Source organism: Paractinoplanes hotanensis, assembly GCF_023717965.1.
GTDB lineage: Bacteria > Actinomycetota > Actinomycetes > Mycobacteriales > Micromonosporaceae > Actinoplanes > Actinoplanes polyasparticus.
Genome location: NZ_JAMQOL010000006.1, coordinates 154,054 through 177,232, shown reverse-complemented (window position 1 = coordinate 177,232; position 23,179 = coordinate 154,054). Strand labels below are relative to the sequence as shown.

Sequence of the window (23,179 nt, the reverse complement as noted above, 5' to 3'; positions counted from 1 at the left end):
GCAAGATCGGTCGACAGACTTAAGGCTGGCTTAAGGAAGTTCGGCTGGAGACCCGGACCGTGGTCCCGTCGCCGCCGGTGACGATGTCGAACGTGTCGGTCAGTTCCTCGGCCAGCCACAGCCCCCAGCCGCCCGGGGTGTTGGCCGGCGGCCGCACCATCGGCTCGGGGCGCTCGGCCGGAAGCCCGCGGCCGGAATCGCTCACCTCGCACACCACGCCGCCGTCCTCGGCCCACACCGCGACCCGGCCCGTCCCGCCGCCGTGCCGCACGGCGTTGGTCAGCAACTCGTTGACCGCGACCACGAAGTCGTCGAGGCGGTCACCGGTCAGGCCGGCGGCCCCGGCGCAGGACGCGACCGAGTGCCGCAACGCCGTGATGGCGTTCCGGTCGAAGGTCTCGGAGAGCAGAATCCTGGTGCCGATGACACCGACGGTAGGCCACGCCTGATCTTCCCGCAGGGCGGGCCACCGGTGGATCCGATCGTGTGGGATTGTCGCCCCATGGCGGACGCACGCGACAGCGGTCTCCAGGCGCCGCTGTGGCGGGCGATCGCGATCTACCGGCTGGCCGCGCTCGCCTACGCCACTTTCCTGGTCGTGAGCAATGTCAGCGCCTACGCGCGGCCGATGCTGGCCTGGCCCGTGCTGGCCGCGATGGCTGCCTGGACGGTCCTCACCACCTATGCGTACGCCGACCCGGCCCGCCGCAGGATCCCCCTTCTGGTGACCGACCAGCTGATCACCATGGGCGCGCTGACCGCCAGCGTCTGGGTCGTCGGCCGTTCCGGGCTCGAGTCGGGCCTGCCCACCCTGGCCGTCGCCTGGCACGTCGCGCCGGTGATCTGCTGGGCGGTGGCCGGCGGGCGGCGCGGGGGCATCGCGGCCGCCCTGGCCATGGGGGCCACCGATCTGGCCGTCCGGGCCCACTACGACCAGGCCGCGTTCACCGGCGCCGTGCTCATGCTGCTGGCCGCGATCGCGGTGGGCAACCTCGTGCGGATCGCCGAGGTCGCGCAGCAGCGGCTCGAGCGCGCGATCGAGCTCGAGGCGACCACCCGCGAACGGGAGAGGCTCGCCCGCGACATCCACGACTCCGTGCTCCAGGTGCTGGCGCTGGTCAAGCGGCGCGGCGCGGGGCTGGACGGCGAGGCCGGCGAGCTGGCCCGGCTGGCCGGCGAGCAGGAGGCGGCGCTGCGCACCCTGGTGGCCGGGCGGCGGGCGAGCGATCCGGGCGGGGACGACCTCGATCTGATGGCGCTGCTGCAGCCGTACGCGTCCCCGGCCGTCACCGTCTCGGGCCCGGCCGGCGCTGTGCGTCTCCCTGCCCGTACGGCCCGGGAACTGACCGCCGCGGTCGCGGCCGCTCTCGACAACGTGGCCCGGCACTGCGAGCCCGGCACCAAGGTCTACCTGTTCGTCGAGGACGAACCGGCCGAGGTCGTGGTGACCGTCCGCGACGACGGCTGCGGCATCGAGCCCGACCGGCTGGCCCAGGCCCAGGCGCAGGGCCGGCTGGGCGTCGTGCAGTCGATCCGCGGGCGGGTGGCCGACCTCGGCGGCCGGGTGCAGATCATCTCGGCGCCGGGCGAGGGCACCGAGGTCGAGATGACCGTGCCTCGCGCACCGATATCGTGACTGCCATGAGCGCGATCCGGGTGATGGTGGTCGACGACCACCCGATGTGGCGCGAAGGCGTCAGCCGCGACCTGACGGCGGCCGGCTACGACGTGGTCGCCACCAGCGGCGAGGGGCGGCAGGCGGTGCGCATCGCGGCCGCGGCCCGTCCCGACGTGGTGATCCTCGACCTGCAGCTGCCGGACATCTCCGGCGTCGAGGTGATCAACGGCTTGCTGACCGAGGTCCCCGGCGTACGGATTCTCATGCTCTCGGCCAGCGGCGAACAGCAGGACGTGCTGGACGCGATGAAGGCCGGCGCGACCGGCTACCTGCTCAAGTCGGCCGGGCCGGCCGAGTTCCTCGACGCGGTGAGCCGCACGGCCGCCGGCGACACCGTTTTCACGCCCGGCCTGGCCGGGCTGGTGCTGGGCGAGTTCCGCCGGCTCGCGGTCACCGAGCCGGCCGGCCCGCGGGTGGACGCGCCGAAGCTCACCGAGCGCGAGACTGAGGTGCTGCGCCTGGTGGCGAAGGGCCTGTCGTACCGGCAGATCGCCGAACGACTCGTGCTCAGTCACCGCACGGTGCAGAACCACGTCCAGAACACGCTCGGCAAGCTCCAGCTGCACAACCGCGTAGAACTAACCAGATACGCCATCGAGCAGGGGCTCGATTAGCCGCTATTCGTACCTGGGGGCGTTGGTCTTGTGGATGGCCAGCTCCTCGGCGCTGGCGCCGCCGCCGGCTGCGCCGGCGTCGTAGGCCACGCTGTCGGCCTCGTCGTCGAAGCCGTAGCCCTCGTCGGGCGCGACCAGGCGGCCCACCGTCTCGGGGTTGTCGTCGTCGAGCTGGCCGTCGTCGTAGAGCGAGATCTGCGACTCCGGGTCGGAGGTCGGGCTCTGGCCCCACACGTCGGCGTCGAAGTTGCGCTGCTCGGAGCTGTCGACGGTCTCGTCGATCGGGTCGCGGCGCGCTGGGATGGGGTCTTCCGCGCCGAAGTCGGGCTCCTCCTGGCGGAGCCGGCGGTCGAGGGACTCGCCCTCGCGCTGCTCCTCGGCGGTGTCGCCGAAGCGGTTGGAACCGCCGGGGCCGACACCCGCGAGCGCCGCCGGGTCGGGTCCGTCCGCCCAGCGAGGGCTTTCCACCTGGTCGTACGCGGTCGAATCGTCATCCGCGGTGTCGGGCAGACCGGAAGCCTCCGGGTCGGACACCTCGGCGGGATAGTCGTTGTCTCGCATTACCGCAATCTACCCGTGTGCGGGGTCGGTCATGCCCGCCGCGGCCCCGGTCTGTTCGCCGGGCCGGGCGAGGCCGGCCTCCGCGTCGTCGGCGATCAGCAGGGCCCAGACCACCTTGCCGTCGTCGAGCGGCAGGTTGCCCCACCGCTCCGACACCGAATCGATCAGCAGCATCCCCCGCCCGCCGTACGCGGTGGACGGCACCGGACCCCCGGTGTAGGTGGGCGTGTGCGTCGAATGGTCGCGCACCGCCACGCTGATGCCCGAGCCGTGCTTGGCGACCAGAACGTTCATGGCCGTACGGGCGTGGACGACCACGTTGTTCACGAGTTCGGTGACGACGATGCACGCGGGCCCGGCCAGATCGTGCCGGTCCCACCGGCCGCAGACCTCGGTGATCAGCTCGCGGGAGCGGCGGGCGGCGCCCACGACGGGGTCGAGGGCCAGACTGTGCCGCCGATCGGGGTCGGGCCGCCCGAGCTCGGCCGTGGCCGCGCCGGTGTCCGGCCAGACCGGCCAGCCGACGCCGGGCCAGGCACTCGCCCCGCGCGGGTCGCACAGGGCGAGGTGCGCGGCGGGCCAGTCGGCGGTGTCGCGGCGCAGTTCGCGCAGCATGGCTGCAGCCTCGGGGGCCGGGGTCGTGACCTCGCTGACCTCGACCAACAGGGCTTCGGGCTGTTCGGCGAGCACGCTCAGCAGCGCGGACCGCACCGTGCGGGCGGTGGCGGCGTCGAGCACCCCGGTCAGCCGGACCAGGGGGTAGTCCGACCCGTGGTCCACCGGCTGTCGCACCTCGCTCGCCATGATCGCTCCATTGTGCCTAACGTGTCCGAATTTCGCATTTCCCGCGCGTCCGGGGACCCGCGAACGCCCTCGCCTACGGCAGGATCTACGCGCTAATCGGGACATAACCTCCGGAGGGGCATGGTCAGCATGTACCCGGCCGGGGATGACTCATGCCGTGCGGCGGTGAAATTGCGCGGGTCGGCTTTCGGGAACTGCGCGGTTCCGGTATGAGCGTCAGCGCGTGGTCGGCGCGGTGCGCAGCGGGGCCGGCTCGGGCCGGCGGGCCGGCGGCGGGGCGGGCGCGCAATGGTGCTGCGGCTCGGCGTACCGGGTCAGGGCGATGACCGAGGCCAGGGTCACCACGAAACCGAGCCCGGCCAGCCATTCCTTGCCGGGCTCGATGCGGTCGCCGAGCAGCAGCAGGCCGACGACAGCGGCCGGAACGGCGCCGGCGGCGTCCATGGCGGCCACCGCGGCCGTGGTCGAGCCGCGTTGCATGGCCAGCCCCAGCAGCAACTGGCCGACCAGCGAGTGCACGACGAGCAGGTAGAGCAGCGGGTTGCCGAAGAAGCCGCCGGCCGAATGCTCGTTGGCCAGCGGGCGGGCCGCGATGGCGGCGGCGCTGAACCCCACGCCGGCCAGGGAGCCGAGCACGACCGAGCCGAGTGCGCCCTCGAGCCGTACGGCGAAGAAGCCCAGACCCGCGATGACCAGCAGGGCCACCGCGAGGCCGGCGATCGCGGCCGCTCCCAGCGGCCGCGCATGGGCCGGCTGGGCCGATTTGACCAGGGCCGCGATGCCGACCATGAGCAGCCCCAGCAGCACTATCTCGGCGGCCGGCAGCGACCACTTGAGCAGCACGACGCCGAGCACAGCGGTTACGCCCAGCCCGGCGGCCACGCTGGCCTGCACGAGGAAGAGCGGCAACTCCTCGCGGGCGAGGAAGGCGAGAACGAAGCCGAGAACCTGGCACCCGAGGCCGAGCAGGTAGGTCCGCTGCCCGGCGAGCCGCACGAGCAGTCCGGGATCGAAGGTGTGGTGCACGGTGGTGCGCGCCGCAGCCGCTGACTGCAAGAGGTTCGCCACCCCGTACGCCAGGATCATGGCGGCGAGGAAGGCCCAGCCCGAGGACACCACGTGACGCACGATAGACCAGGCTCAGCCGGGCATCAGCGGTTCGGGGGACACTCTCGGCGCGGGGTACGCGAGGGATTACGCAGTGCTACCGGTTTCGGGCTTTTTGTCCGATCAGCGGGCCGGTGTGGCAACCGGCGTTCAGCGGCTGAGGGCGGTCAGCACCGTTTCGTGCAGCAGCCCGTTCGTGGCGATCACCGACGACTTGTCGACCGGCGGCCGGCCCGACAGGTCGGTGATGCTGCCGCCGGCCTCCCGCACGATCGGGATGAGGGCGGCCACGTCCCACAGCGACAGCTCGGGCTCGACCATCGCGTCGAGCGCGCCCTCGGCCAGCAGCATGTATCCGTAGAAATCACCGTAGGCCCGGCTCCGCCACATCGCCAGGCTGAGGTCGACGATCTTGTGCAGGCGCCCGATCTGCTGCCACCCGTCAAGGCTGGCGTAGCTCAGGCTGGCGTCGGACAGCCGCCCGACCCCCGAGACCTGGATCCGGGTGGCGGCGTGCTGATGCTTTCCCGCGTACGCGCCATGGCCGCGCGCCCCCCACCACCGCCGGCCCAGAGCGGGCGCGCTCACCAGCCCCGCGACCGGAGTGTCACCCTCGAGCAGCGCGATCAGCGTGCCCCAGATCGGCACCCCGCGTACGAAGTTCTTGGTGCCGTCGATCGGGTCGATCACCCACCGCCGGCTGCCCGGCCCGGCCGCCGCGTGCGTCAGTCCGAACTCCTCACCCAGCACCCCGTCGCGCGGCCGGGCCCGGGCCAGGGTGGAACGGATGGCCTGCTCGACCGCGGTGTCAGCGTCCGAGACGGGCGTCAGGTCGGGCTTGGACTCGACCCTGAGATCGAGCGCCCGGAACCGGCCCATCGAGATCGAGTCGGCGGTGTCGGCGAGCAGGTGGGCGAGCGAGAGGTCATCGGCATAACCGGCCATGCCCGCACGCTAGCCGAGGCCGGTCGGCTCGTCATCCGCGGGCGTGTCGCGTTGGTCGGTTTCGCCGGCTCGGGAGGCCAGCAACCGCCGGTAGGACCCCAGACGCCGGGGGTCGGCTTTGCCCCGCGCGACCCATGCGTCCAGGTGGCAGTCGATGTCGTTCGCCGTGTGGCCGCAGTTGGGCGGATCTTCCAGCGTGCCCTCGACCAGGTCGGGAAAGCCGTGCAGCAGGCTCTCGGCGCTCACGTGGGCCAGGCCGAAACTTCTGATGCCGGGTGTGTCGATGATCCAGCCCGGGTCTGTGCGCGACCGCCCCACCGGCGGCAGCCGCAACGCGACGGCACTGGTCGACGTGTGCCGGCCCTTGCCGATCGCGCTGACCACCCCGACCGCCCGCAGCGCCTCGGGTACCAGCCGGTTGACCAGGGTGGATTTGCCCACCCCGGAGTGCCCGACCATGACCGAGATGTTGCCGGCCAGCCGCCTCCGCAGCTCGCCGAGGTCGCTGTCCGGACGGACCAGCACGTACGGCAGGTCGAGCTCGGCGTAGTAGTCGAGCACCGCCTCCGGCCCGGCCAGGTCGGCCTTGGTCAGGCACAGCAGTGGCTCGATGCCGGCGTCGTACGCGGCGACCAGGCAGCGGTCGATGAAGCCGGTGCGCGGCGGCGGATCGGACAGCGCGCTGACGATCACCAGCTGGTCGGCGTTGGCCACCACGACCCGCTCCAGGCGGCCCTCGGGCGTCGTGTCGTCGTCGTCGGCCGTGCGGCGCAACACCGACGTGCGTTCGCTGATCCGCACGATCCGGGCCAGCGCCCCCGCCGCGCCGGTCACGTCGCCGACCAGCGCCACGCGGTCGCCCACCACGACCGACTTGCGGCCGAGCTCGCGGGCCCGCATGGCGGTGATGATCGGGCTGTCGGGCGGGGCGTCCTCGCGTACGCAGCCGTACCGCCCCCGGTCGACCGTGATCACCAGGGCGTCGACGGCGTCGTCGTGCCTGGGGCGGGTGCGGGTGCGCGGGCGCGACGAACGACCGGGCCGCACCCGGACGTCGTCCTCGTCGTACTCCCGCTTGCGTGCCGGCAGATCTAGCTCCTCGCCACGAGTTCCGCCCAGAGTTCGGGGAACTCGGGCAACGTCTTCGACGTACACGCTACGTCGGTGAGGGAGATGCCTGGCACGGCGAGGCCGATAACCGCGGCCGCGTGCGCCATCCGGTGGTCGGCGTACGTCTCGAACTCGGCCCCGTGCAACGGCCGCGGCACGATGCGCAGCCCGTCCCGGAACTCGGTGACCTCGGCGCCGACCTTGCCCAGCTCGGTGGCCAGGGCGGCGATGCGGTCGGTCTCGTGCCCGCGGATGTGCTCGACCCGGCGCAGCTCGGACGGGCCGTCGGCCAGCGCGGCCAGGGCGGCGACGACCGGGGTGAGCTCGCTGACCTCGGACAGGTCGGCCGTGACGCCGTGCAGCCGGCCCGTGCCGCGCACCGTGAGCCCGTCGGCCGACCGGGTGACCTCGGCGCCGAGCGCGGTGAGCAGCTCGGTCAGCCGGCCCACGGGCTGCCAGCTCTCGGCCGGCCAGCCGCTGAGCGTGACGGCGCCGCCGGTGACCATGGCGGCGGCGAAGAACGGCGCGGCGCCGGAGAGATCGGGCTCGATCACCCACGTACGGCCGGAGGTCTCGCCGGGCTCGACCGCCCAGACGTCGGGCACGGACTCGTCGACCACGGCGCCCGCGGCGCGAAGCATGTGGGTGGTCATGCGCAAGTGGGGCGCGGACGGCACCGGCGGCCCCTCGTGACGCAGCACCAGGCCCTTGGTGAAGCGCGGCGCCGACAACAGGAGCCCCGAGACGAACTGGCTGGACGCGGACGCGTCGATGACCGCCTCGCCCCCCTCGACCAGGCCGGCGCCGTGCACGGTCAGCGGCAGCCCGCCGATCGCGGACGCGTCGATCGACACACCCAGCGAGCGCAGAGCCTCGACGATCGGGCGCAGCGGCCGGTTGCGCGCGTGCGGGTCGCCGTCGAACTCGACCGGGCCGTCGGCCAGCGCTGCCGCCGGCGGCAGGAACCGCATGATCGTGCCGGCCAGGCCCACGTCGACCCGGGCCGGACCGCGCAGCGGCCCCGGCTCGACCAGCCAGCGCTCGTCGTCGTCCGTGTCGAGCCGCACGCCGAGCGCCCGCAGACCGGCCGCCATCAGCTCGGTGTCGCGGGCGCGCAACGGCCGCTCGATCGTCGACGGGCCGGACGCCAGCGCGGCCAGCACCAGGGCGCGGGCCGTCATCGACTTGGAGCCCGGCAGCCGGACGCTCGCGCTGACCGGGCCGGACGCCGGCGGGGCCGGCCAGGGGCGGGGTTGTGCAGTCACGTGGGCCATTGTGCCGGGGCCGACCGACAATTTCGCGGAGCGTTCCCGCACCCCGGGACGCGTGTACCGTTCGGGGACATGTGCGGGCGGTACGCGACGACCAGGACCGAGGCCGATCTCGAAGACCTGTTCGAGGCGGTGAGCGTGCTCGAACAGCTGGGCCCGAGCTGGAACGTGGCGCCCACCGACCCGGTGCCGGTGGTGCGGGAATCCAGGAGCCGCGAGGCCCGGGTGCTCGACTCCGCCCGCTGGGGCCTGGTGCCGCCCTGGGCCAAAGACCTGCGCGCCGGCGCCCGCATGATCAACGCCCGCTCCGAGACGGTGGCGACGTCGCCCGCCTTCGCCCCGTCGTTCGCGCGTCGCCGCTGCCTGGTGCCGGCCGACGGCTGGTTCGAATGGGTCCGCGACGGCAAGCAGCGTCAGGCGTACTACATGACACCGGCCGACGGGGCGCCGCTGGCGTTCGCCGGCCTCTGGTCGTCGTGGGGGCCCGACGGCGTGCTGACCTGCAGCGTGTTGACGACGGCGGCGCTCGGCGGCCTGGCCCGGGTGCACGACCGCATGCCGCTGATCCTGCCCCGTGACCGCTGGCCCGAGTGGCTGGCCGGTGGCGGCGAGCCGGACGGCCTGCTGCAGCCGCTCACGCCGGCCGAGCTGGACGCCATCGAGGTGCGACCGGTTCGCCCCGACGTCGGCAACGTCCGCAACAACGGCCCGCACCTGCTCGAGCCGCCCCCGCCGCTCGACCCGGCGCCGGCCCCCGCAACCCTCTTCTGACCGTCCGGGTCCAGCCTTCCGGACGCCTGCCGACCGGGGCAGCGGGGCGATGTGGGCTCTGCTAGTTTCCACGCGCCTGCTGTGAGCGCGCCGGGTTGATTGCGGACCGGACGACGGCGCCGGCTCCGGCGGTTCGTGGCTTGCGGCTGGGGTGTCCGCGAGCGGCGGGCGTTTGCTGTCAATTCGCTGAACGACGCATGATCAACGTTTGCGTTTGCCCGAAGTTGTCCGCATTTCTCATTGGCAACTTTGTTTCAAGATAGATAAGCCCCTTGTTCTGATCTCCTACCCTGCGATACAAAACTGCGCCGGAGTGGTGCTGGTTCGTACGGTGCGAGCCGGTCCGCCACATGCAGTACCGGTCCCACGGGGGAGGTGGGCTGATGACACGGGCTCGTATGCCGCGTCCACATGAGGTAGCCATCGCGCGACGTGATCCACGGTTGCTCGAGGCCATCGAGGAGCGGCGCACGGACGAGGCTTGGCGGACCCGCGGCGCATGCCGCACGGTCGATCCGGAGACGTTCTTCCCGGCGCCGAACGAACCGTCCGAAAGTGCTGTCTCGCTCTGCGGCACCTGCACGGTGCAAGGGCCGTGCCTGGCCTGGGCGTTGCAGGTGGGTGACTGCCACGGCGTCTGGGGTGGCACGACGCCGCGCGAACGCCGGGCGATGCTCGTGGCCTGGCGCGAACGCGTCGGCCCGGGCGGCGAGACGGTCGACGACGACACCGACGAGGAAGACCGCCGGTTGCTCAGCCTCACGCCGGTCAGCCGCTGATCGGTCGACCGTCCTCCGCAGCGTCGCGGAGCGCATCGGTCGAGCTGATGAATCCGGCGTAGCCGGTCGTTGCCGGGCGCACACGTCGATCTTCGCTGTGCGCGCTCGGCGCAGCCGCGAAGTGCGCCGGGCGGCCGCGCGGGCTGGTTTCATGACCGTGTGGAAGAGCTTGAGATGGACACGCCGCGCGGGCCGGCCCGGGTCCGGATGACCCGGCCCTCGGGTGCGGTGGCGAGCGTCCTCGTGCTGGGGCACGGCGCCGGCGGTGGAGTCGACGCGCCCGACCTGACGGCTGTGCACGACGCGGCGGTGGCGAGCGGCGTCCAGGTGGTGCTGGTCACCCAGCCCTATCGGGTGGCCGGGCGGCGGGCGCCGGCGCCCGCGGGACATCTGGATGAGGCCTGGATCGCCGTGGTGCGGGCTCTCGGCGTACGCGAGGAGCCGTTGATCGTGGGTGGGCGGTCGAGTGGCGCGCGGGTGGCCTGCCGGACAGCATCCGGACTGGGGGCGGCCGGCGTTCTCGCACTGGCCTTTCCGCTGCACCCACCGGGCAAGCCCGAGCGCAGCCGCGCGAGCGAGTTGCCTTCGGACGTGCCCACGCTCGTGCTGAACGGGGACCGGGACGCCTTCGGGGTGCCCGTCGGTTCCGGGCCGGTCGAGGTGCTGGTGCGCCCGGGAGCCACCCATGACCTGCGAAAAGACGTCAAGGGCACCGCAGAGCTGGCAGTGGCCTGGATGCGTGCGCACGGGTGGGCCGGCTGAAGGAATGCAAGTTGCGCCTTCGTGGTTGTAGCCCCCGGGAGCTGGAACGGTTGCAGCCCCCGGAGCTGGAACGTCGGAAGGGGTTTGACAGGTGCGAGCCGGAACAGAGTTCCTGGAGCGCGGCGGCCGGGAGGTCGATCGGGTGCGGAATCTTTTGGGTTCCCCCGAGTGGCCCGCAGCCGAGCAGCCCGTCACGCCATCGGTGAGTGTCAGCACACCGGCGGTTTTCCAGGCCGCAGAAGGGGCACTACCCGTATCCTCGGCGGGGCGGTCGAGGGGAGAGCTCAGGGTGGCCCAGACAGAACGGACCGAGGAGCGCAGAGCGCGCTTCGAGCGGGACGCGTTGCCTTTTGTGGACCAGCTGTACGCGGCTGGCCTGCGAATGACGCGTAACCCGGCCGACGCCGAGGACCTGGTGCAGGAGACGTACTTGAAGGCGTTCTCCGCTTTCCATCAGTTCGAGGAAGGCACCAACCTCAAGGCGTGGCTGTACCGCATTCTCACGAACACCTATATCAACTCGTATCGGCGCAAGCAGCGTCAGCCGGTGCAGGCTCCCACCGAGGAGATCACCGACTGGCAGCTCGCCGCGTCCGAGTCGCACACGTCCGCCGGCCTGCGGTCGGCCGAGACCGAGGCGCTCGACCGGCTGCCCGACAGTGACATCAAGGAAGCCCTGCAGGCTCTGCCCGAGGACTTCCGCCTGGCCGTCTACCTCGCTGATGTCGAGGGTTTCTCGTACAAGGAGATCGCCGACATCATGAGCACGCCGATCGGCACCGTCATGTCCCGTCTGCACCGCGGTCGGCGCAACCTGCGCAAGACCCTGGAGCAGTACGCCGCCGACCGGGGCATCACCCGGACCGCTTCGGAACCGCAGGAGGCGTGACGCGTCATGAGCGGGCTGAACGGTGAGGATCACGAGACCGACTGCGGCATCGTGATCAGCGAGGTCTACCTCTATCTCGACCTGGAGTGCAGTGAGGACCGCCGGTCGCTGATCCAGAAGCATCTGGACGACTGCGACGGGTGCCTGCGCGAGTACGGCATCGAGCACGAGGTGAAGGCGCTGGTGTCCCGCTCCTGCGGTGACGAGAAGGCGCCGCGCGAGCTGCGCGAGCGGCTGCGCGTCAAGCTCGACCAGCTCGAGGTGCAGGTGGAAACCCGGGAGTTCCTCCTGTAAGTCGGCACAACAAGAAGGGCCCCGCACTGCGGGGCCCTTCTTGCATGTCAGCTGTTGGGACGCTTGCCGTGGTTCGCGCTGCTCTTCTTGCGAGCCTTCTTCTTACGGGCCTTCTTCGCCATCGGTGACTCCTTGTTCGTGCTGTATTCCCGCGCCGATGGTAGTCGGCGCTTCCGCGCGCGCCGGACTCACCCGAGGGGAATCCGTGGTTTGATGACGGCGACCGACAGCGACGTCAAAGGAGGTTTCATCGATGGCCGACGAGATCCGGGCCGAGATGGTGGCCAACGTGTGGAAGGTCGTCGCCTCCACCGGCGATACCGTCGCCGAGGGGGACACCCTGGTGATCCTCGAGTCGATGAAGATGGAGATCCCGGTCGTCGCCGAGAACGAGGGCACGGTGGCCGAGCTGGCCGTGCACGAGGGCGACGTCGTCCAGGAGGGCGACCTGATCGCCATCATCCAGGCCTGACGGCTCAGCCGCGGCGCCAGCGCAGCAGCAGCCGGCTGCGCCCGCGCTGGCGCGGCACGGCAGCCGGAGTCCGCGTCATCGCCGTCGCGAGCTGACGCGTGGACTCATCGAGGCTCGGGGCGGCCAGCGCCAGTTCGGCGAACGACCGCGCCCCGGGCCGGGACGCCACCTCGGTGAGCCGGGTGGTGACCACCCCGGCCACGTCGGCCCGTGCCGAGGGGTCGACCCAGGCCGCCACGATCAGGGCGAACAGCGCCGCCTCGGTCACCCGGTCGAGGCCGCCGTCGGCCAGTTCCAGCAGCATCCGCCGCCGTTCCGAGTCGAGCCAGGCCTCCTCGGAGCGGTGGTGCAGCAGACCCAGGCACGCCCAGATCTCGGGTGCGGCCACGTCGGCCGGCGGGTGGGCCAGCAGCGCCAGCAGCTCGGCCGGGGACACCAGGATCAGCGGGACGGCCGCGTCGTAGGCGGCCGGCGGGTGCGCCCACGACAGTGCGGCGACATGGCGCAGGCGGCGGACTGCCTCGGCCGAGGGCTCGTCGGGCACCGGCGCGACCCCGCGGGGCAGGGGCGCGGTTGCGGGGGCGCCGCTCAGCCAGGACAGGTCGCGGCAGCAGTCGGCCAGGTCGGTGTGCTCGTGCGACTCGTCGGGGTGGTCGCGGATGTAGTCGGCCAGCCGGACCAGGTGCATGAGGTCGCCGTCGGCCCGATGGCGCAGCCGGTGCGCGGTGTGGACGGCGCAGTCGTACTCGGGGTCGCGCTCGAGGGCGCGGTCGACCCAGCTCAGGGCATCCTCGAGGCGGTCGTTGTCGGCCAGGGTGCCGGCGATGTCGGCGTACACCGAGAGGTCGTCGGGGTCGTGCGCGACAGCGCGGCGCAGGGCCGCGAGCGCCTCGGGCAGCTTTCCGGAGCTGCGGTAGGCGTACCCGAGCCAGATCTCGCCGAGCTTGGACGGACGGACCCGGGCGCCGCGGGAGGCCCAGTCGACGGCCAGCTCGTGCTCGCCGACGCGGCGGGCCAGCGCGGAGCCGGCGCCGAGCAGCATCGCGTGCTCGGGATGGGCGGCCAGCGCGTGCCGGACGACGGACAGGTAGGGACGCAGGGTGGGCGGGGCCGGCTCAGCGACCCGGGTGCAGAGCCGCATGAGCACCTGGGCGAGCAGGCCGGGCTCGATGCGGACGCCGAGCGCGGGCTCGGCCACCCAGGGCACCCCGGCCCAGTCGGCGGCGGGAGCCTGACCGCTGGCCGCGGCGAGCAGGGGCAGACCGTCCTCGGGGCGGCCGGCCGCGGCCAGCAGGTGGGCACGGGCGGCCAGCTTGCCCGGCGACGTGTGCGGGCCGGCGCGGAACAGATCGAGACCGCCGCCGGGACGTGCGGCGAGACGGCCGAGAACTTCGTGCACTTCGGGCAGGGTGGGGGCGTGGGCGAGCGCGCCGGCCAGATGATCGGCGGCCTTTTCCGGCTCGTCTGTCGCCAGGGCCGATCTCGCCTGTTCGAGAGCGCGGTCGGCGGCGCGGCGTAATTCCACGATGCAAGACAGTAGGGGAAAGAAAGGTATATGTCAGCAGGGCGATCTGTTGCGCATTAGTGCTCGAAACATTGACTCTGTAAGCTTAATCTTGCAAGACTGCGCAGCAATCGCGCGTGCAGATGCTCTTCAGGGGAGGAACCCGTGACACAGCGAGGCCAGGGGATGGCCGCGGACATCGCGGAACAACCGGGTGGATTCGCCCGGCTGCTCGACACCGAGCACACCGGCCTCATCGCCGAGGTTGCCGCCGAGGTAGCCCGCCGGCGGCCGCGCAACGTGGTCTTCGTGGCCCGGGGCACCTCCGACCACGCCGCGCTCTACGGGGCCTACCTGAGCGAGATCCGGCTGGGCCTGCCGGTGGCCAGTGCCTCGCCGAGCGCGATCACGCTCTTCGGGGCCCGTCCCGACTTCACCGGCTCGCTGGTCGTCGGGGTCAGCCAGAGCGGCGGCTCGCCCGACCTGACCGGCGTGCTGCAGGTGGCCCGCGAGACCGGCGGCCTGACCCTCGCGGTCACCAACAACCCGGAATCGCCGCTGGCCCGTGCGGCCGAGCTGTCGATCGACGTGGCGGCCGGTCATGAGCGGGCGGTCGCGGCCACCAAGACGTACACCGCGGAACTTCTCGCCCTTCTGCTGCTGGTCGAGGGCATCCGCGCCGGGGACGGCGTGCTGCCGGCCGAGGAGCGCTCCGCCCTCGACAAGCTGCCCCAGTTGGCCGAGGACGCGCTGGCCGACCGGACGGCCGACGATCTGGCCCAGCGCTACCGGTTCGCCTCCCGCATGGTCACGACCGGGCGGGGGTACGCCTACCCGACCGCCCGCGAGGCCGCGCTGAAGCTCATGGAGACGTCGTACCTGCCGGCGCTCGCGTTCTCGGGCGCCGACCTGCTGCACGGCCCGCTGGCCATGACCGACCCCGACGTGCCGGTGCTGGCCGTCGTGGGCGACGGTCCGGGCGGGCAGTCGATGCGCGACGTGGTGACCCGGCTCGGCGAGCGGCGGGCCGACGTGGTGACGATCGGTGCGACCGACGTGCCGGGCGCAGCGGGCCGCCTCTCCGTTCCGGCGGTGACCGACGAGCGGTACAGCGCGCTGCTCGACATCCTGCCGTTGCAGAAGCTGGCGCTCTCCCTGGCGCTGGCCCGCGGCGAGGATCCGGACGCGCCGCGGGGGCTCAAGAAGGTCACGAGCACCCTCTGACACCTTTCCCGCAATCCGGCGGACGCCTCGGCTGATCGGTAACACCGGCGTGGCACGCTTGGGCCGTGTCAACGTTGCGTGATCTGGCCGAGGAGCACACCGGCCTCAAGCCGGCCGACATCGACCACCTGCACCGGCTGGCCGGCGACTGGCAGCTGCTGTCCGACCTCTCCTTCGCCGACCTGCTGATGTGGGTGCCGGTGAAGGGGGAGGACGGGCAGCCGCGCGAGTACCTGTGCGTGGCCCAGGTGCGCCCGACGACCGCCCCGACGGCCTACCAGGACGACCAGGTCGGCAAGATCGTGGGCGGTCCGGAGGTGGCCCACCTCGACATCGCGTTCGCCCAGGAGCGGATCTGGCGCGAGGGCGACCCGGTCTGGTACGGCGACACCCCGGCCCGGCACGAGGCCATCCCCGTACGCCTGCGCGACCCCGACGACCACGAAGAGGGCTTCAGCGAGGTCATCGCCGTGATCGGCCGCGACACCAACCTGTCCACCGCGCGGACCCCGAGCCAGCTCGAGCTCAACTATCTGACCACCGCCGACGACCTGGCCCAGATGGTCTGCGACGGCACGTTCCCGCCGCCCCGGCACCCGGGCGAGACCACCTCGGCCCCGCGGGTCGGCGACGGCCTGGTCCGGCTCGACGCGGGCGGCAAGGTCACGTACGCCAGCCCGAACGCCCAGTCGGCCTACCGGCGGCTCGGCTTCAACGCCCACCTGGTCGGCGAGGAGCTGTCGGCGCTCACCAGCCGGCTCGCTGCCGATCCGCTGGAGGGCAACGACGCGTCCGAGCGCATCCTCTCGGCCCTGCGCGGCGAGTCCCCGCCCCGGCAGGAGATGGAGGCCCGCGGCGCGACTGTGCTGATCCGGGCGCTGCCGCTGCTGCCGGCCGGGGTGCCGATCGGCGCGCTGGTGCTGGTGCGCGACGTGACCGAGGTGCGCCGCCGCGACCGCGCGCTGATGACCAAGGACGCGACGATCCGCGAGATCCACCACCGGGTCAAGAACAACCTGCAGACCGTGGCCGCGCTGCTGCGCCTGCAGGCCCGCCGGGTCGACGCGCCCGAGGCCAAGCTGGCCCTGCAGGAATCGGTGCGCCGGGTCGCGTCGATCGCGCTGGTGCACGAGACCCTGTCGATGTCGAGCGACGAGGCGGTCGACTTCGACAGCATCGTCGACCGGGTGGCCACCGCCGCCACCGAGGTCGCGGCGACCAGCATCCCGGTCCGGATGCGGCGCGAGGGCACGTTCGGCGTGCTGCCCGCCGAGATCGCCACCTCGCTGGTCATGGTGCTGAACGAGCTGCTGATCAACGCGGTCGAGCATGGCTTCCCGGCCCCCGAGGACGACGACGACCCGGCTCCGCCCCCGCCCGGTGAGTTCGGCGAGGTGGTGGTCTCGGCCCATCGGTTCCGCAAGCAGTTGCACGTCACGGTGGCCGACAACGGGCAGGGCCTGCCCGACGACTTCCGGGCCGAGGACACCCACCGCCTCGGCCTGCAGATCGTGCGGGCGCTGGCCACCGGCGAGCTACGCGGCAGCATCGAGCTGCGCAAGCGGTCCGGCGGCGGCACCGAGGCGGTGCTCGTAGTGCCCCTGGGAAAACGCTGAATTGTTAACGCAGCGTTTGCGGGGTGCTACGTACCACACTCCCGGAATCTGGACCAGCCTGGCCCAGAAGGCCGCGGCGTGAGAGGCTTGCCCACATGACCGCTGCTCTGGACCGCCGCTTCGTGGCTCGCCGCCACGTTGATTACGGCCGTGTCCGCAGCGCGATGTGTCCGGCTTCCTGACGCCGTCCGAATTATTTTTCGGGCGCGCGAGACGCGCCGGCCACTCCTGACACTGATGTCGCGAGCCTCGTTGAGGTCTCTGGAGATGCGTGCCGTGAGCGTCTGAACGCGCCCACGATTCCCGGAGGACCGCCGACATGGCGCCCAGCAGCACCCCCGCTACGCCGACCGCCCGCCCCCGCAAGGCGCGCGGCGAGGGCCAGTGGGCGCTCGGACACCGCGAGCCGCTGAACCCCAACGAGCGGATCAAGAAGGACGACAACCCGCTCAACGTCCGCGACCGCATCGAGAACATCTACGCCCACACCGGCTTCGCCTCGATCGACCCGCAGGACCTGCGCGGCCGGTTCCGCTGGTGGGGGCTCTACACCCAGCGCAAGGCCGGGATCGACGGCGGCCGCACGGCGGTGCTCGAGCCGCACGAGCTCGAGGACGAGTACTTCATGCTGCGCGTCCGCATCGACGGCGGCGCGCTGAGCGTGGCCCAGCTGCGCACGATCGCGCAGATCTCCCAGGAATTCGGCCGCGACTCGGCCGACATCACCGACCGGCAGAACATCCAGCTGCACTGGATCCGCATCGAGGACATGCCCGAGATCTGGCGCCGGCTCGAGGCCGTGGGCCTGGAGACCACCGAGGCCTGCGGCGACTGCCCGCGCGTCGTGCTCGGCTCGCCGGTGGCCGGGGTGTCGGTCGACGAGGTGCTCGACGGGACGCCGGCGATCGACGAGATCATCAAGCGCTACATCGGCGACCCGCGCTACTCGAACCTGCCGCGCAAGTTCAAGTCGCAGATCTCCTGGCTGGCCGACGGTCCGTACGAGACCAACGACATCTCGTTCGTCGGCGTCAACCACCCGCAGCACGGCCCCGGCTTCGACCTCTGGATCGGCGGGGGACTCTCCACCAACCCGCGGCTGGCCGAGCGGCTGGGCGTCTGGGTGCCGATCGACGAGATCCCGGACGTCTGGGAGGGCGTGGTCGGGATCTTCCGCGACTACGGCTACCGCCGGCTGCGCAACCGGGCCCGGCTGAAGTTCCTGCTCGCCGACTGGGGTGTCGCCAAGTTCCGCGAGGTGCTCGAGAAGGAGTACCTGGAGCGCGCGCTGATCGACGGCCCGGCACCCGACCTGCCGGCCAAGCCGATCGACCACATCGGCGTGCACAAGCAGATCGACGGCCGCAACTACGTCGGCGCGGCGCCGGTGGTGGGCCGGTCCTCCGGCGTCCAGCTGGGCAAGCTCGCCGACCTGGTCGAGGCGCACGGCTCCGACCGGGTGCGTCTCACCGCGTACCAGAAGCTTCTGGTCCTTGACGTGGCCGACGAGCAGGTCGAGCCGCTGATCGCCGGGATGCGCGCGATCGGCCTCGAGGCCCGGCCGTCGGCCTGGCGGCGCGGCACGATGGCCTGCACCGGCATCGAGTACTGCAAGCTCGCGATCGTCGAGACCAAGGCCCGCGGCGAGGAGCTGGTGGCCCGGCTCGAGGAGCGGCTCAAGGACTTCGACGCCGAGATCTCGATCCACATCAACGGCTGCCCCAACGCCTGCGCCCGCACCCAGGTCGCCGACATCGGCCTCAAGGGCCAGCTGGTGATGAACGCGCACGGCGAGCAGGTCGAGGGCTTCCAGGTGCACCTGGGCGGTGGGCTCGGCATGGCCCAGGGCCAGACGTCCGGCTTCGGGCGCAAGCTGCGCGGGCTCAAGGCCACGGCGGAAGAGCTTCCCGCGTACGTCGAGAAGCTCGCCCGCCACTACCTGGACGGACGCACGTCGAAGGACGAGACGTTCGCCGACTGGGTCGTGCGCGCCGACGAGGAGCTCCTCAAATGAGTGACGCCCGGTCCGCCCCGCTGTACTGCCCGTACTGCGGCGAAGAGGACCTGTTCCCCAACGAGGCATCGCACGGCGCGTGGGAGTGCCACTCCTGCGCCCGCGTTTTCACGGTCAAGTTCAACGGGCTGCTTTCCAAGGGAGTAAACCGATGACAGTCGTGGCCGCAACCTCTCTGAATCTGGTCAACCTCGGCGGCGCGGCCCCGGTGACCCAGGATCCGACCCGCCGCTCCCGCGACGAGCTCGAGGCGCTGGCCCGCAAGGCCGGCCGTGAGCTCGAGGGCGCCCCGGCCGAGGTGATCGCCAAGTGGGCGACCGACACCTTCGGCGACCGGTTCTGCGTCACCAGTTCGATGGCCGACGCCGTGGTCGCGCACCTCTTCTCCCGGGTCTCGCCGGGCGTCGACGTGGTCTTCCTCGACACCGGTCTGCACTTCCCCGAGACGCTCAAGGTGCGCGACATCGTGGCCGCCACCATGGACGTGAACGTCCGCTCCATCCGTCCCCGCCGGACGGTCGGCCAGCAGGACGGCGAGTACGGGCCACGGCTGTTCGCCCGCAGCCCCGACGAGTGCTGCTTCCTGCGCAAGGTCGAGCCGCTGGAGCGCGCGCTGAGCGACTACGACTCGTGGGCCACCGGCCTGCGCCGTGACGAGTCGCCGACCCGGGCCAACACGCCGGTGGTGACGTTCGACCCGAAGAAGGGCAAGGTCAAGGTCAACCCGATCGCGGCCTGGACCCAGGCCGACGTCGACCGCTACATCGCCCGGTGGAACGTGCCGGTCAACGAGCTCTTCAAGAAGGGGTACGGCTCGATCGGCTGCTGGCCGTGCACCCGGCGCACGAAGGCGGGCGAGGACCCGCGGGCGGGCCGTTGGGCCATGTTCGAGAAGACCGAATGCGGCCTTCACGTCTAGCGCCGGTGGCGCCGGGGTCCCGCATGGCTCCGGCCCCCGCCGTCGTCCTGGTCGCTCACGGCAGCCGTGACCCGCGGGCCGCGGCCGCCACGGAAGCGCTGGCCCGGGCCGTGCGTCGTGCTCATCCCTCGTGGGACGTGCACGCGTCGTACCTCGACCACGCCGGCCCGCGCCCGCTCGACGTGCTGGCCGCCCTGCCGGGAGGCCGGGCCGTGCTGGTGCCGCTGCTGCTGACGGCGGCCTATCACGGCAAGGTCGACGTCCCGGCGGTCCTCGACGACGCGGCCTCGCTGCCGGTCGACGTGACGCTGGCCGACGTCCTGGGCCCGTCCGAGTCGCTGATCGACGGCGTGCTGCGCCGCCTGCCCGCCACCGATCTGGACGCGGTCGTGCTGGCCGCGGCCGGCACGCGGGACGCGGCCGCCCGGGAAACGATCATGTGGGCCGCGGACGCTCTCAGCGCCCGCCTGAGCGTCCCGTGCATCGCCGCCTATGCCTCGGCCTCCCCGCCGGACCCGGGGGCGGCTGTGCGTCACCTGCGGGCCTCAGGCGCTTCCAGGGTCGGTCTGGCCGCCTATTTCCTGGCCCCGGGCTTCCTGTACGACCTGGCCGTGCGCTCCGCCCGGGAGGCCGGCGCGGTCTGCGCGGCCGAGCCGCTCGGCGACGCCCCGGAACTCGTCCGGCTGGTGGCGTCCCGCGTGCTGGCCGCGACCGGCCGCTCGTTGCCCGCCGCCGCCTGAGTCGTGGCGCCTGCCGTGTTTCCCGCCACGCGCCGTACGCATGTGGGGTTTGGCGACGCACCGTTACCAACCGTCGTGTGCCGGGCGCGCTCCGCAGAGGACTGACCGACCGTGAGGGGAATGTGGACCATTCGTCGCGGCTCGCAATTTCGAGATCATTTCGCGGATTCTCGATGAAACCCAACGTGATCGCATTAGCGCGTTCGGCGAACCTCTCGGGAAGCTCTCAGGATTCGGCGCGCTCAGTAATCGGGCGGAAACAGCAAGACGCCCCGGTGCCGATCGGCCCGGGGCGCAAATGCTGTGAGGGGATTGATTCAGGCGGTAGGAGCGCCGACCCGGAGGCCGCCGCGACGCTTGACTGCGCGCCGCTCGTCTTCGCTCATCCCGCCCCAGACGCCGGCGTCCTGTCCCGATTCGAGTGCCCAGGTAAGGCAGTCCGAAGTCACGGGACACCGCCGGCACACGGCCTTGGCCTGCTCGACCTGCAGGAGCGCGGGGCCGGACGTCCCGATCGGGAAGAACAGCTCCGGGTCCTCGTCGCGGCAGATCGCATCGTGACGCCAGTCCATGGCGGCAACACTCCTTGTTTCTGGCTGGGGTAATGAATCGCGTTACTGCTTTACCTATGCGTGCGCGATGGCGGCTGACGTCTGAGTGCCCGTCTGCTCGCCGTGCGTAGCAAGCTTTTGTGTTACTGGTGCTGCTCGGCGCTTCTGGATAAGAAACGCGCGCAACCAGCAACCGGTTACTTCTTATCGCTTGTGAATGCTTTCACGAACTCGTGCGATGTCAAGGGTAGCGCCCGAAGTTTCTCCGGCCGGGTGAGCTGCCTCACGCCCTCTATGTCCGGTTCTGAGGCATGCGCCAGAGCCGGTTGACCAACGCTCCTATCAATGTAGTACGGTCCCCGCCCCGATGCCGACCTTTTGACCGTGTTTCTGTAACGGATCGTGAGGTTGACTACCCGGCGGTCAGCAGATCACACGTAGCGCTTCGGGAACGGACACAAAGTGCACCTTCTGGCGCTCGCCCAGATAGTCGCCGTCCAGCTGGAACGGCTGCGGGCGGGAAGCGACGACGGTGAACTCGTCCAGGTCGTGCAGATGCAGCACATGCTTGCCGTGCGGATCACCCTTGCGGGTCGCCAACTGGGCCAGCGTGCGCGTCGTGCCGCTGATGGCCAGCCCGCGCTGGGCCATCACATCGAGACCGCGGTCGAACGACGCGCCCGGGTTCGGATTGATCGCCCGGTCGCCGACATAGGTCCAGGGGGCGGTGTTCTGGATGATGACGGTGCCCAGATCGGGTTCGGCCGGCTCGCCGGGACGCTCGATCGACAACGGCGGCGCCTTGCGGTCCTCCCCGGCGAGGATCTGGCCGGCGATCGAGCGGAAGTAGAGACCCGGCGTGGAGGTACGGCCCCGCAGGCGGGCCTGCTCGACCCGGCGCACCACGGCCGCGTCCAGGCCCATGCCGGCGGCGAAGGTGAAGTAGCGGTCGTCGGCGCGGCCCAGGCCGATCACCCGGTGCCGCCCGTCGCGCAGACCCTCGAGGATCACGCTGACGCCCTCGACCCAGTCGCGCGGCAGCCCCAGCGCGCGGGCGAAGACGTTGGTCGATCCACCGGGGACCACGGCGAGCGCCGGCAGCACCTGGGAGCGAGGGCCGGTCAGCCCGCTCAGCACGGCCTCGGCGGTCATCAGGCCGTTCACCGCCTCGTTGACCGTGCCGTCGCCGCCCAGGGTGACGACCACGTCGACCCCGCTCTCGGCAGCGGCGCGGGCCAGCGTGGCCGCGTGGCCCCGGCGGGTCGTGTATTCCACCGACAGCTCGACCGCGCTGCGCAGGGCCCTGACCAGGACGTCTCGGCTGCGCTCGCTGGTGGTCGTAGCCTTGGGGTTGACCAGCAGTAGCGCTCGCATGCGCGGCACAATACCCAAGAGGCGCCCGAAACACTGTCGGTATGGTGCACCAGTGACCGGTGAGAAGTCAGTCGTTGACAAGCCCTCGACGCTGGTGTGGGCGGTGCGACTGCTCTACCTGGAGTGCGCCGCGCTGGCCGGCCTCACGATTTACCTCATCGTCCTCGATCTGACGAGGCCGTCGGTCAACGTCGGGATGGCCGTGGCGTTGACCGTCTTCGCTGCCCTCGGCGTGGCGGCCGTCTTCGTCGTCGCGCGCGCTCTCGGGCGTCGGCAGCGCGGCGCTCGCGGCCCCGCCATCGTCGTGCAGCTCTTCACCATCGCCGCCGGTGGGTTCCTGCTTCAGGTCGGCCCGTCCTGGCTGGGCCTCGTGCTGATGGCGCTCGGTGTGCTCGTGGGCCTGCTGATCGTGCTGCCGCCCAGCACGAGAGCGTTAGGCATCGATTAATTGCCCTGATTCGGCGGACCAGGGCCTACCCTGAGGGTGTGACCGGATCAACGGTGCGCCCGCCCGCGTACCAGCTGCTGGCCGACGAGTTACGGGCGGACATCACCTCAGGACGGCTTCAGCCCGGCGAACGTCTGCCGCCGGAGCCTGAGCTGTGCGTCAAAACCGGCGTCAGCCGCAGCACCGTGCGGGAGGCCTTGCGCCTGCTGGCCAGCCAGCACCTGATCGTCACGACCCGCGGCGTCACCGGGGGCAGCTTCGTCGCCCACCCCGACGCCGAACAGCTTGCTGACGCTCTCACCACCGGTTTCACGCTGCTGTCGAACTCGGCCGGCGTGGGCCTGACCGACCTGGTCGAGCTGCGCCGTGCGCTCGAGGTGCCGGCGGCCGGCCTGGCCGCGGTGCGGCGCGACGACGAGCACCTGGCCGAGGTGCGCGGCGCGTTCTTCGACCCCGCGGTCGACGACCTCGAGACGATGCTGGCCGCGCACGCCGCCTTCCACACAGCCGTGGCCAAGGCGACGATGAACCCGCTCTTCGAGCTGGTGGTGCGCCCGCTCTACCACGCGAGTTTCGGCGAGGACATCATCGAGAACCTGCCGCCCGGCTACTGGCGCCAGATCGACGCCGACCACCGGCTGATCCTGGATTGCCTGATCATGCGGGACGCGGAGTCGGCGACCCGGGCCGCGGCGCAGCATCTCGACTACATCGCCGCGGTGCTGCACTGAG

General features: G+C 71.6%; 26 protein-coding genes. 15 read left to right on the top strand and 11 right to left on the bottom strand.

Features of this window, described 5'->3' with window-relative positions; all coding sequences use genetic code 11:
* Positions 1-19: 19 nt before the first annotated feature.
* Positions 20-460, bottom strand: a complete 441-nt coding sequence (locus tag LXN57_RS05180) for an ATP-binding protein (protein ID WP_251796964.1) — start codon at positions 458-460, stop codon at positions 20-22.
* A 42-nt stretch (positions 461-502) separates the two neighbouring features.
* On the opposite strand from LXN57_RS05180, the gene macS reads away from it, so the two are divergent.
* Together macS and LXN57_RS05170 are read left to right on the top strand one after the other, a co-directional pair.
* A complete protein-coding gene (macS, locus tag LXN57_RS05175) occupies positions 503-1,636 on the top strand; it encodes a MacS family sensor histidine kinase (RefSeq protein WP_251796819.1) in 1,134 nt (377 codons plus the stop codon).
* A gap of 5 nt (positions 1,637-1,641) precedes the next feature.
* Positions 1,642-2,292: a response regulator gene (locus LXN57_RS05170; RefSeq protein ID WP_221375734.1), complete on the top strand. Its 651-nt coding sequence runs from the start codon at positions 1,642-1,644 to the stop codon at positions 2,290-2,292.
* 3 nt (positions 2,293-2,295) lie between these two features.
* On the opposite strand, the gene LXN57_RS05165 is transcribed toward LXN57_RS05170, so the two are convergent.
* From LXN57_RS05165 to aroA, 6 genes are all read right to left on the bottom strand, one after another.
* Positions 2,296-2,853, bottom strand: a complete 558-nt coding sequence (locus LXN57_RS05165) for a DUF5709 domain-containing protein (protein ID WP_251796818.1) — start codon at positions 2,851-2,853, stop codon at positions 2,296-2,298.
* A gap of 9 nt (positions 2,854-2,862) precedes the next feature.
* Positions 2,863-3,657, bottom strand: a complete 795-nt coding sequence (locus tag LXN57_RS05160; protein ID WP_251796817.1) for an anti-anti-sigma factor — start codon at positions 3,655-3,657, stop codon at positions 2,863-2,865.
* Between the two features lie 216 nt (positions 3,658-3,873).
* Positions 3,874-4,776, bottom strand: a complete 903-nt coding sequence (locus LXN57_RS05155) for a hypothetical protein (protein WP_251796816.1) — start codon at positions 4,774-4,776, stop codon at positions 3,874-3,876.
* Between the two features lie 138 nt (positions 4,777-4,914).
* Entirely contained in the window at positions 4,915-5,709 is a 795-nt protein-coding gene (gene hisN / locus LXN57_RS05150) for a histidinol-phosphatase (RefSeq protein WP_251796815.1), read from the bottom strand.
* A gap of 9 nt (positions 5,710-5,718) precedes the next feature.
* A complete protein-coding gene (gene rsgA / locus LXN57_RS05145) occupies positions 5,719-6,798 on the bottom strand; it encodes a ribosome small subunit-dependent GTPase A (protein WP_251796962.1) in 1,080 nt (359 codons plus the stop codon).
* A 2-nt stretch (positions 6,799-6,800) separates the two neighbouring features.
* Entirely contained in the window at positions 6,801-8,093 is a 1,293-nt protein-coding gene (aroA, locus tag LXN57_RS05140; protein ID WP_251796960.1) for a 3-phosphoshikimate 1-carboxyvinyltransferase, read from the bottom strand.
* A gap of 69 nt (positions 8,094-8,162) precedes the next feature.
* Between aroA and LXN57_RS05135 the strand changes: the two genes are divergently transcribed.
* From LXN57_RS05135 to rsrA, 5 genes are all read left to right on the top strand, one after another.
* Complete coding sequence (locus LXN57_RS05135) at positions 8,163-8,861, top strand: SOS response-associated peptidase (protein ID WP_251796814.1); 699 nt, start codon at positions 8,163-8,165, stop codon at positions 8,859-8,861.
* 383 nt (positions 8,862-9,244) lie between these two features.
* Positions 9,245-9,640 carry a WhiB family transcriptional regulator gene (locus LXN57_RS05130; RefSeq protein ID WP_251796813.1) on the top strand — a complete coding sequence of 132 codons (396 nt, stop codon included), beginning with the start codon at positions 9,245-9,247 and terminating at the stop codon, positions 9,638-9,640.
* A gap of 174 nt (positions 9,641-9,814) precedes the next feature.
* A complete protein-coding gene (locus tag LXN57_RS05125) occupies positions 9,815-10,402 on the top strand; it encodes an alpha/beta hydrolase family protein (protein WP_251796811.1) in 588 nt (195 codons plus the stop codon).
* A gap of 91 nt (positions 10,403-10,493) precedes the next feature.
* Positions 10,494-11,291, top strand: a complete 798-nt coding sequence (locus LXN57_RS05120) for a sigma-70 family RNA polymerase sigma factor (RefSeq protein WP_285904592.1) — start codon at positions 10,494-10,496, stop codon at positions 11,289-11,291.
* Positions 11,292-11,297: 6 nt separating this feature from the next.
* Positions 11,298-11,585 (top strand): mycothiol system anti-sigma-R factor, encoded by a 288-nt coding sequence (rsrA, locus tag LXN57_RS05115; protein ID WP_251796809.1) that lies wholly within the window; start codon positions 11,298-11,300, stop codon positions 11,583-11,585.
* Between the two features lie 47 nt (positions 11,586-11,632).
* Here rsrA and LXN57_RS48560 read toward each other — a convergent pair whose 3' ends face one another.
* The gene (locus LXN57_RS48560) at positions 11,633-11,707 is read right to left on the bottom strand and encodes a 50S ribosomal protein bL37 (RefSeq protein WP_369752275.1); all 75 of its coding nucleotides are present in this window, start codon (positions 11,705-11,707) and stop codon (positions 11,633-11,635) included.
* A gap of 131 nt (positions 11,708-11,838) precedes the next feature.
* Between LXN57_RS48560 and LXN57_RS05110 the strand changes: the two genes are divergently transcribed.
* Entirely contained in the window at positions 11,839-12,057 is a 219-nt protein-coding gene (locus LXN57_RS05110) for a biotin/lipoyl-binding carrier protein (RefSeq protein ID WP_221375742.1), read from the top strand.
* Positions 12,058-12,061: 4 nt separating this feature from the next.
* Here LXN57_RS05110 and LXN57_RS05105 read toward each other — a convergent pair whose 3' ends face one another.
* Positions 12,062-13,582, bottom strand: coding sequence for a tetratricopeptide repeat protein (locus LXN57_RS05105; RefSeq protein WP_438872832.1), 1,521 nt, complete (start codon positions 13,580-13,582; stop codon positions 12,062-12,064).
* Positions 13,583-13,747: 165 nt separating this feature from the next.
* Here LXN57_RS05105 and LXN57_RS05100 point away from each other — a divergent pair, with 165 nt between their 5' ends.
* From LXN57_RS05100 to LXN57_RS05080, 5 genes are all read left to right on the top strand, one after another.
* Entirely contained in the window at positions 13,748-14,785 is a 1,038-nt protein-coding gene (locus LXN57_RS05100) for an SIS domain-containing protein (RefSeq protein ID WP_251796956.1), read from the top strand.
* A gap of 65 nt (positions 14,786-14,850) precedes the next feature.
* Entirely contained in the window at positions 14,851-16,401 is a 1,551-nt protein-coding gene (locus LXN57_RS05095; RefSeq protein WP_251796808.1) for a PAS domain-containing sensor histidine kinase, read from the top strand.
* Positions 16,402-16,720: 319 nt separating this feature from the next.
* Positions 16,721-18,415, top strand: a complete 1,695-nt coding sequence (locus LXN57_RS05090; protein ID WP_251796807.1) for a nitrite/sulfite reductase — start codon at positions 16,721-16,723, stop codon at positions 18,413-18,415.
* Between the two features lie 151 nt (positions 18,416-18,566).
* Positions 18,567-19,334, top strand: coding sequence for a phosphoadenylyl-sulfate reductase (locus tag LXN57_RS05085; RefSeq protein WP_251796806.1), 768 nt, complete (start codon positions 18,567-18,569; stop codon positions 19,332-19,334).
* On the top strand, positions 19,316-20,074 hold the full coding sequence (locus tag LXN57_RS05080; RefSeq protein ID WP_251796805.1) for a sirohydrochlorin chelatase: 759 nt from the start codon (positions 19,316-19,318) through the stop codon (positions 20,072-20,074). The genes LXN57_RS05085 and LXN57_RS05080 overlap by 19 nt, the downstream gene beginning before the upstream one ends.
* 317 nt (positions 20,075-20,391) lie before the next feature.
* On the opposite strand, the gene LXN57_RS05075 is transcribed toward LXN57_RS05080, so the two are convergent.
* Together LXN57_RS05075 and LXN57_RS05070 are read right to left on the bottom strand one after the other, a co-directional pair.
* Positions 20,392-20,646, bottom strand: a complete 255-nt coding sequence (locus tag LXN57_RS05075) for a WhiB family transcriptional regulator (protein ID WP_221375748.1) — start codon at positions 20,644-20,646, stop codon at positions 20,392-20,394.
* A 402-nt stretch (positions 20,647-21,048) separates the two neighbouring features.
* Complete coding sequence (locus tag LXN57_RS05070; protein ID WP_251796804.1) at positions 21,049-21,999, bottom strand: diacylglycerol/lipid kinase family protein; 951 nt, start codon at positions 21,997-21,999, stop codon at positions 21,049-21,051.
* Positions 22,000-22,051: 52 nt separating this feature from the next.
* On the opposite strand from LXN57_RS05070, the gene LXN57_RS05065 reads away from it, so the two are divergent.
* Positions 22,052-22,447, top strand: a complete 396-nt coding sequence (locus LXN57_RS05065) for a hypothetical protein (RefSeq protein ID WP_251796803.1) — start codon at positions 22,052-22,054, stop codon at positions 22,445-22,447.
* A gap of 38 nt (positions 22,448-22,485) precedes the next feature.
* Positions 22,486-23,178 (top strand): FadR/GntR family transcriptional regulator, encoded by a 693-nt coding sequence (locus LXN57_RS05060; RefSeq protein WP_251796802.1) that lies wholly within the window; start codon positions 22,486-22,488, stop codon positions 23,176-23,178.
* Position 23,179 lies beyond the last annotated feature (1 nt).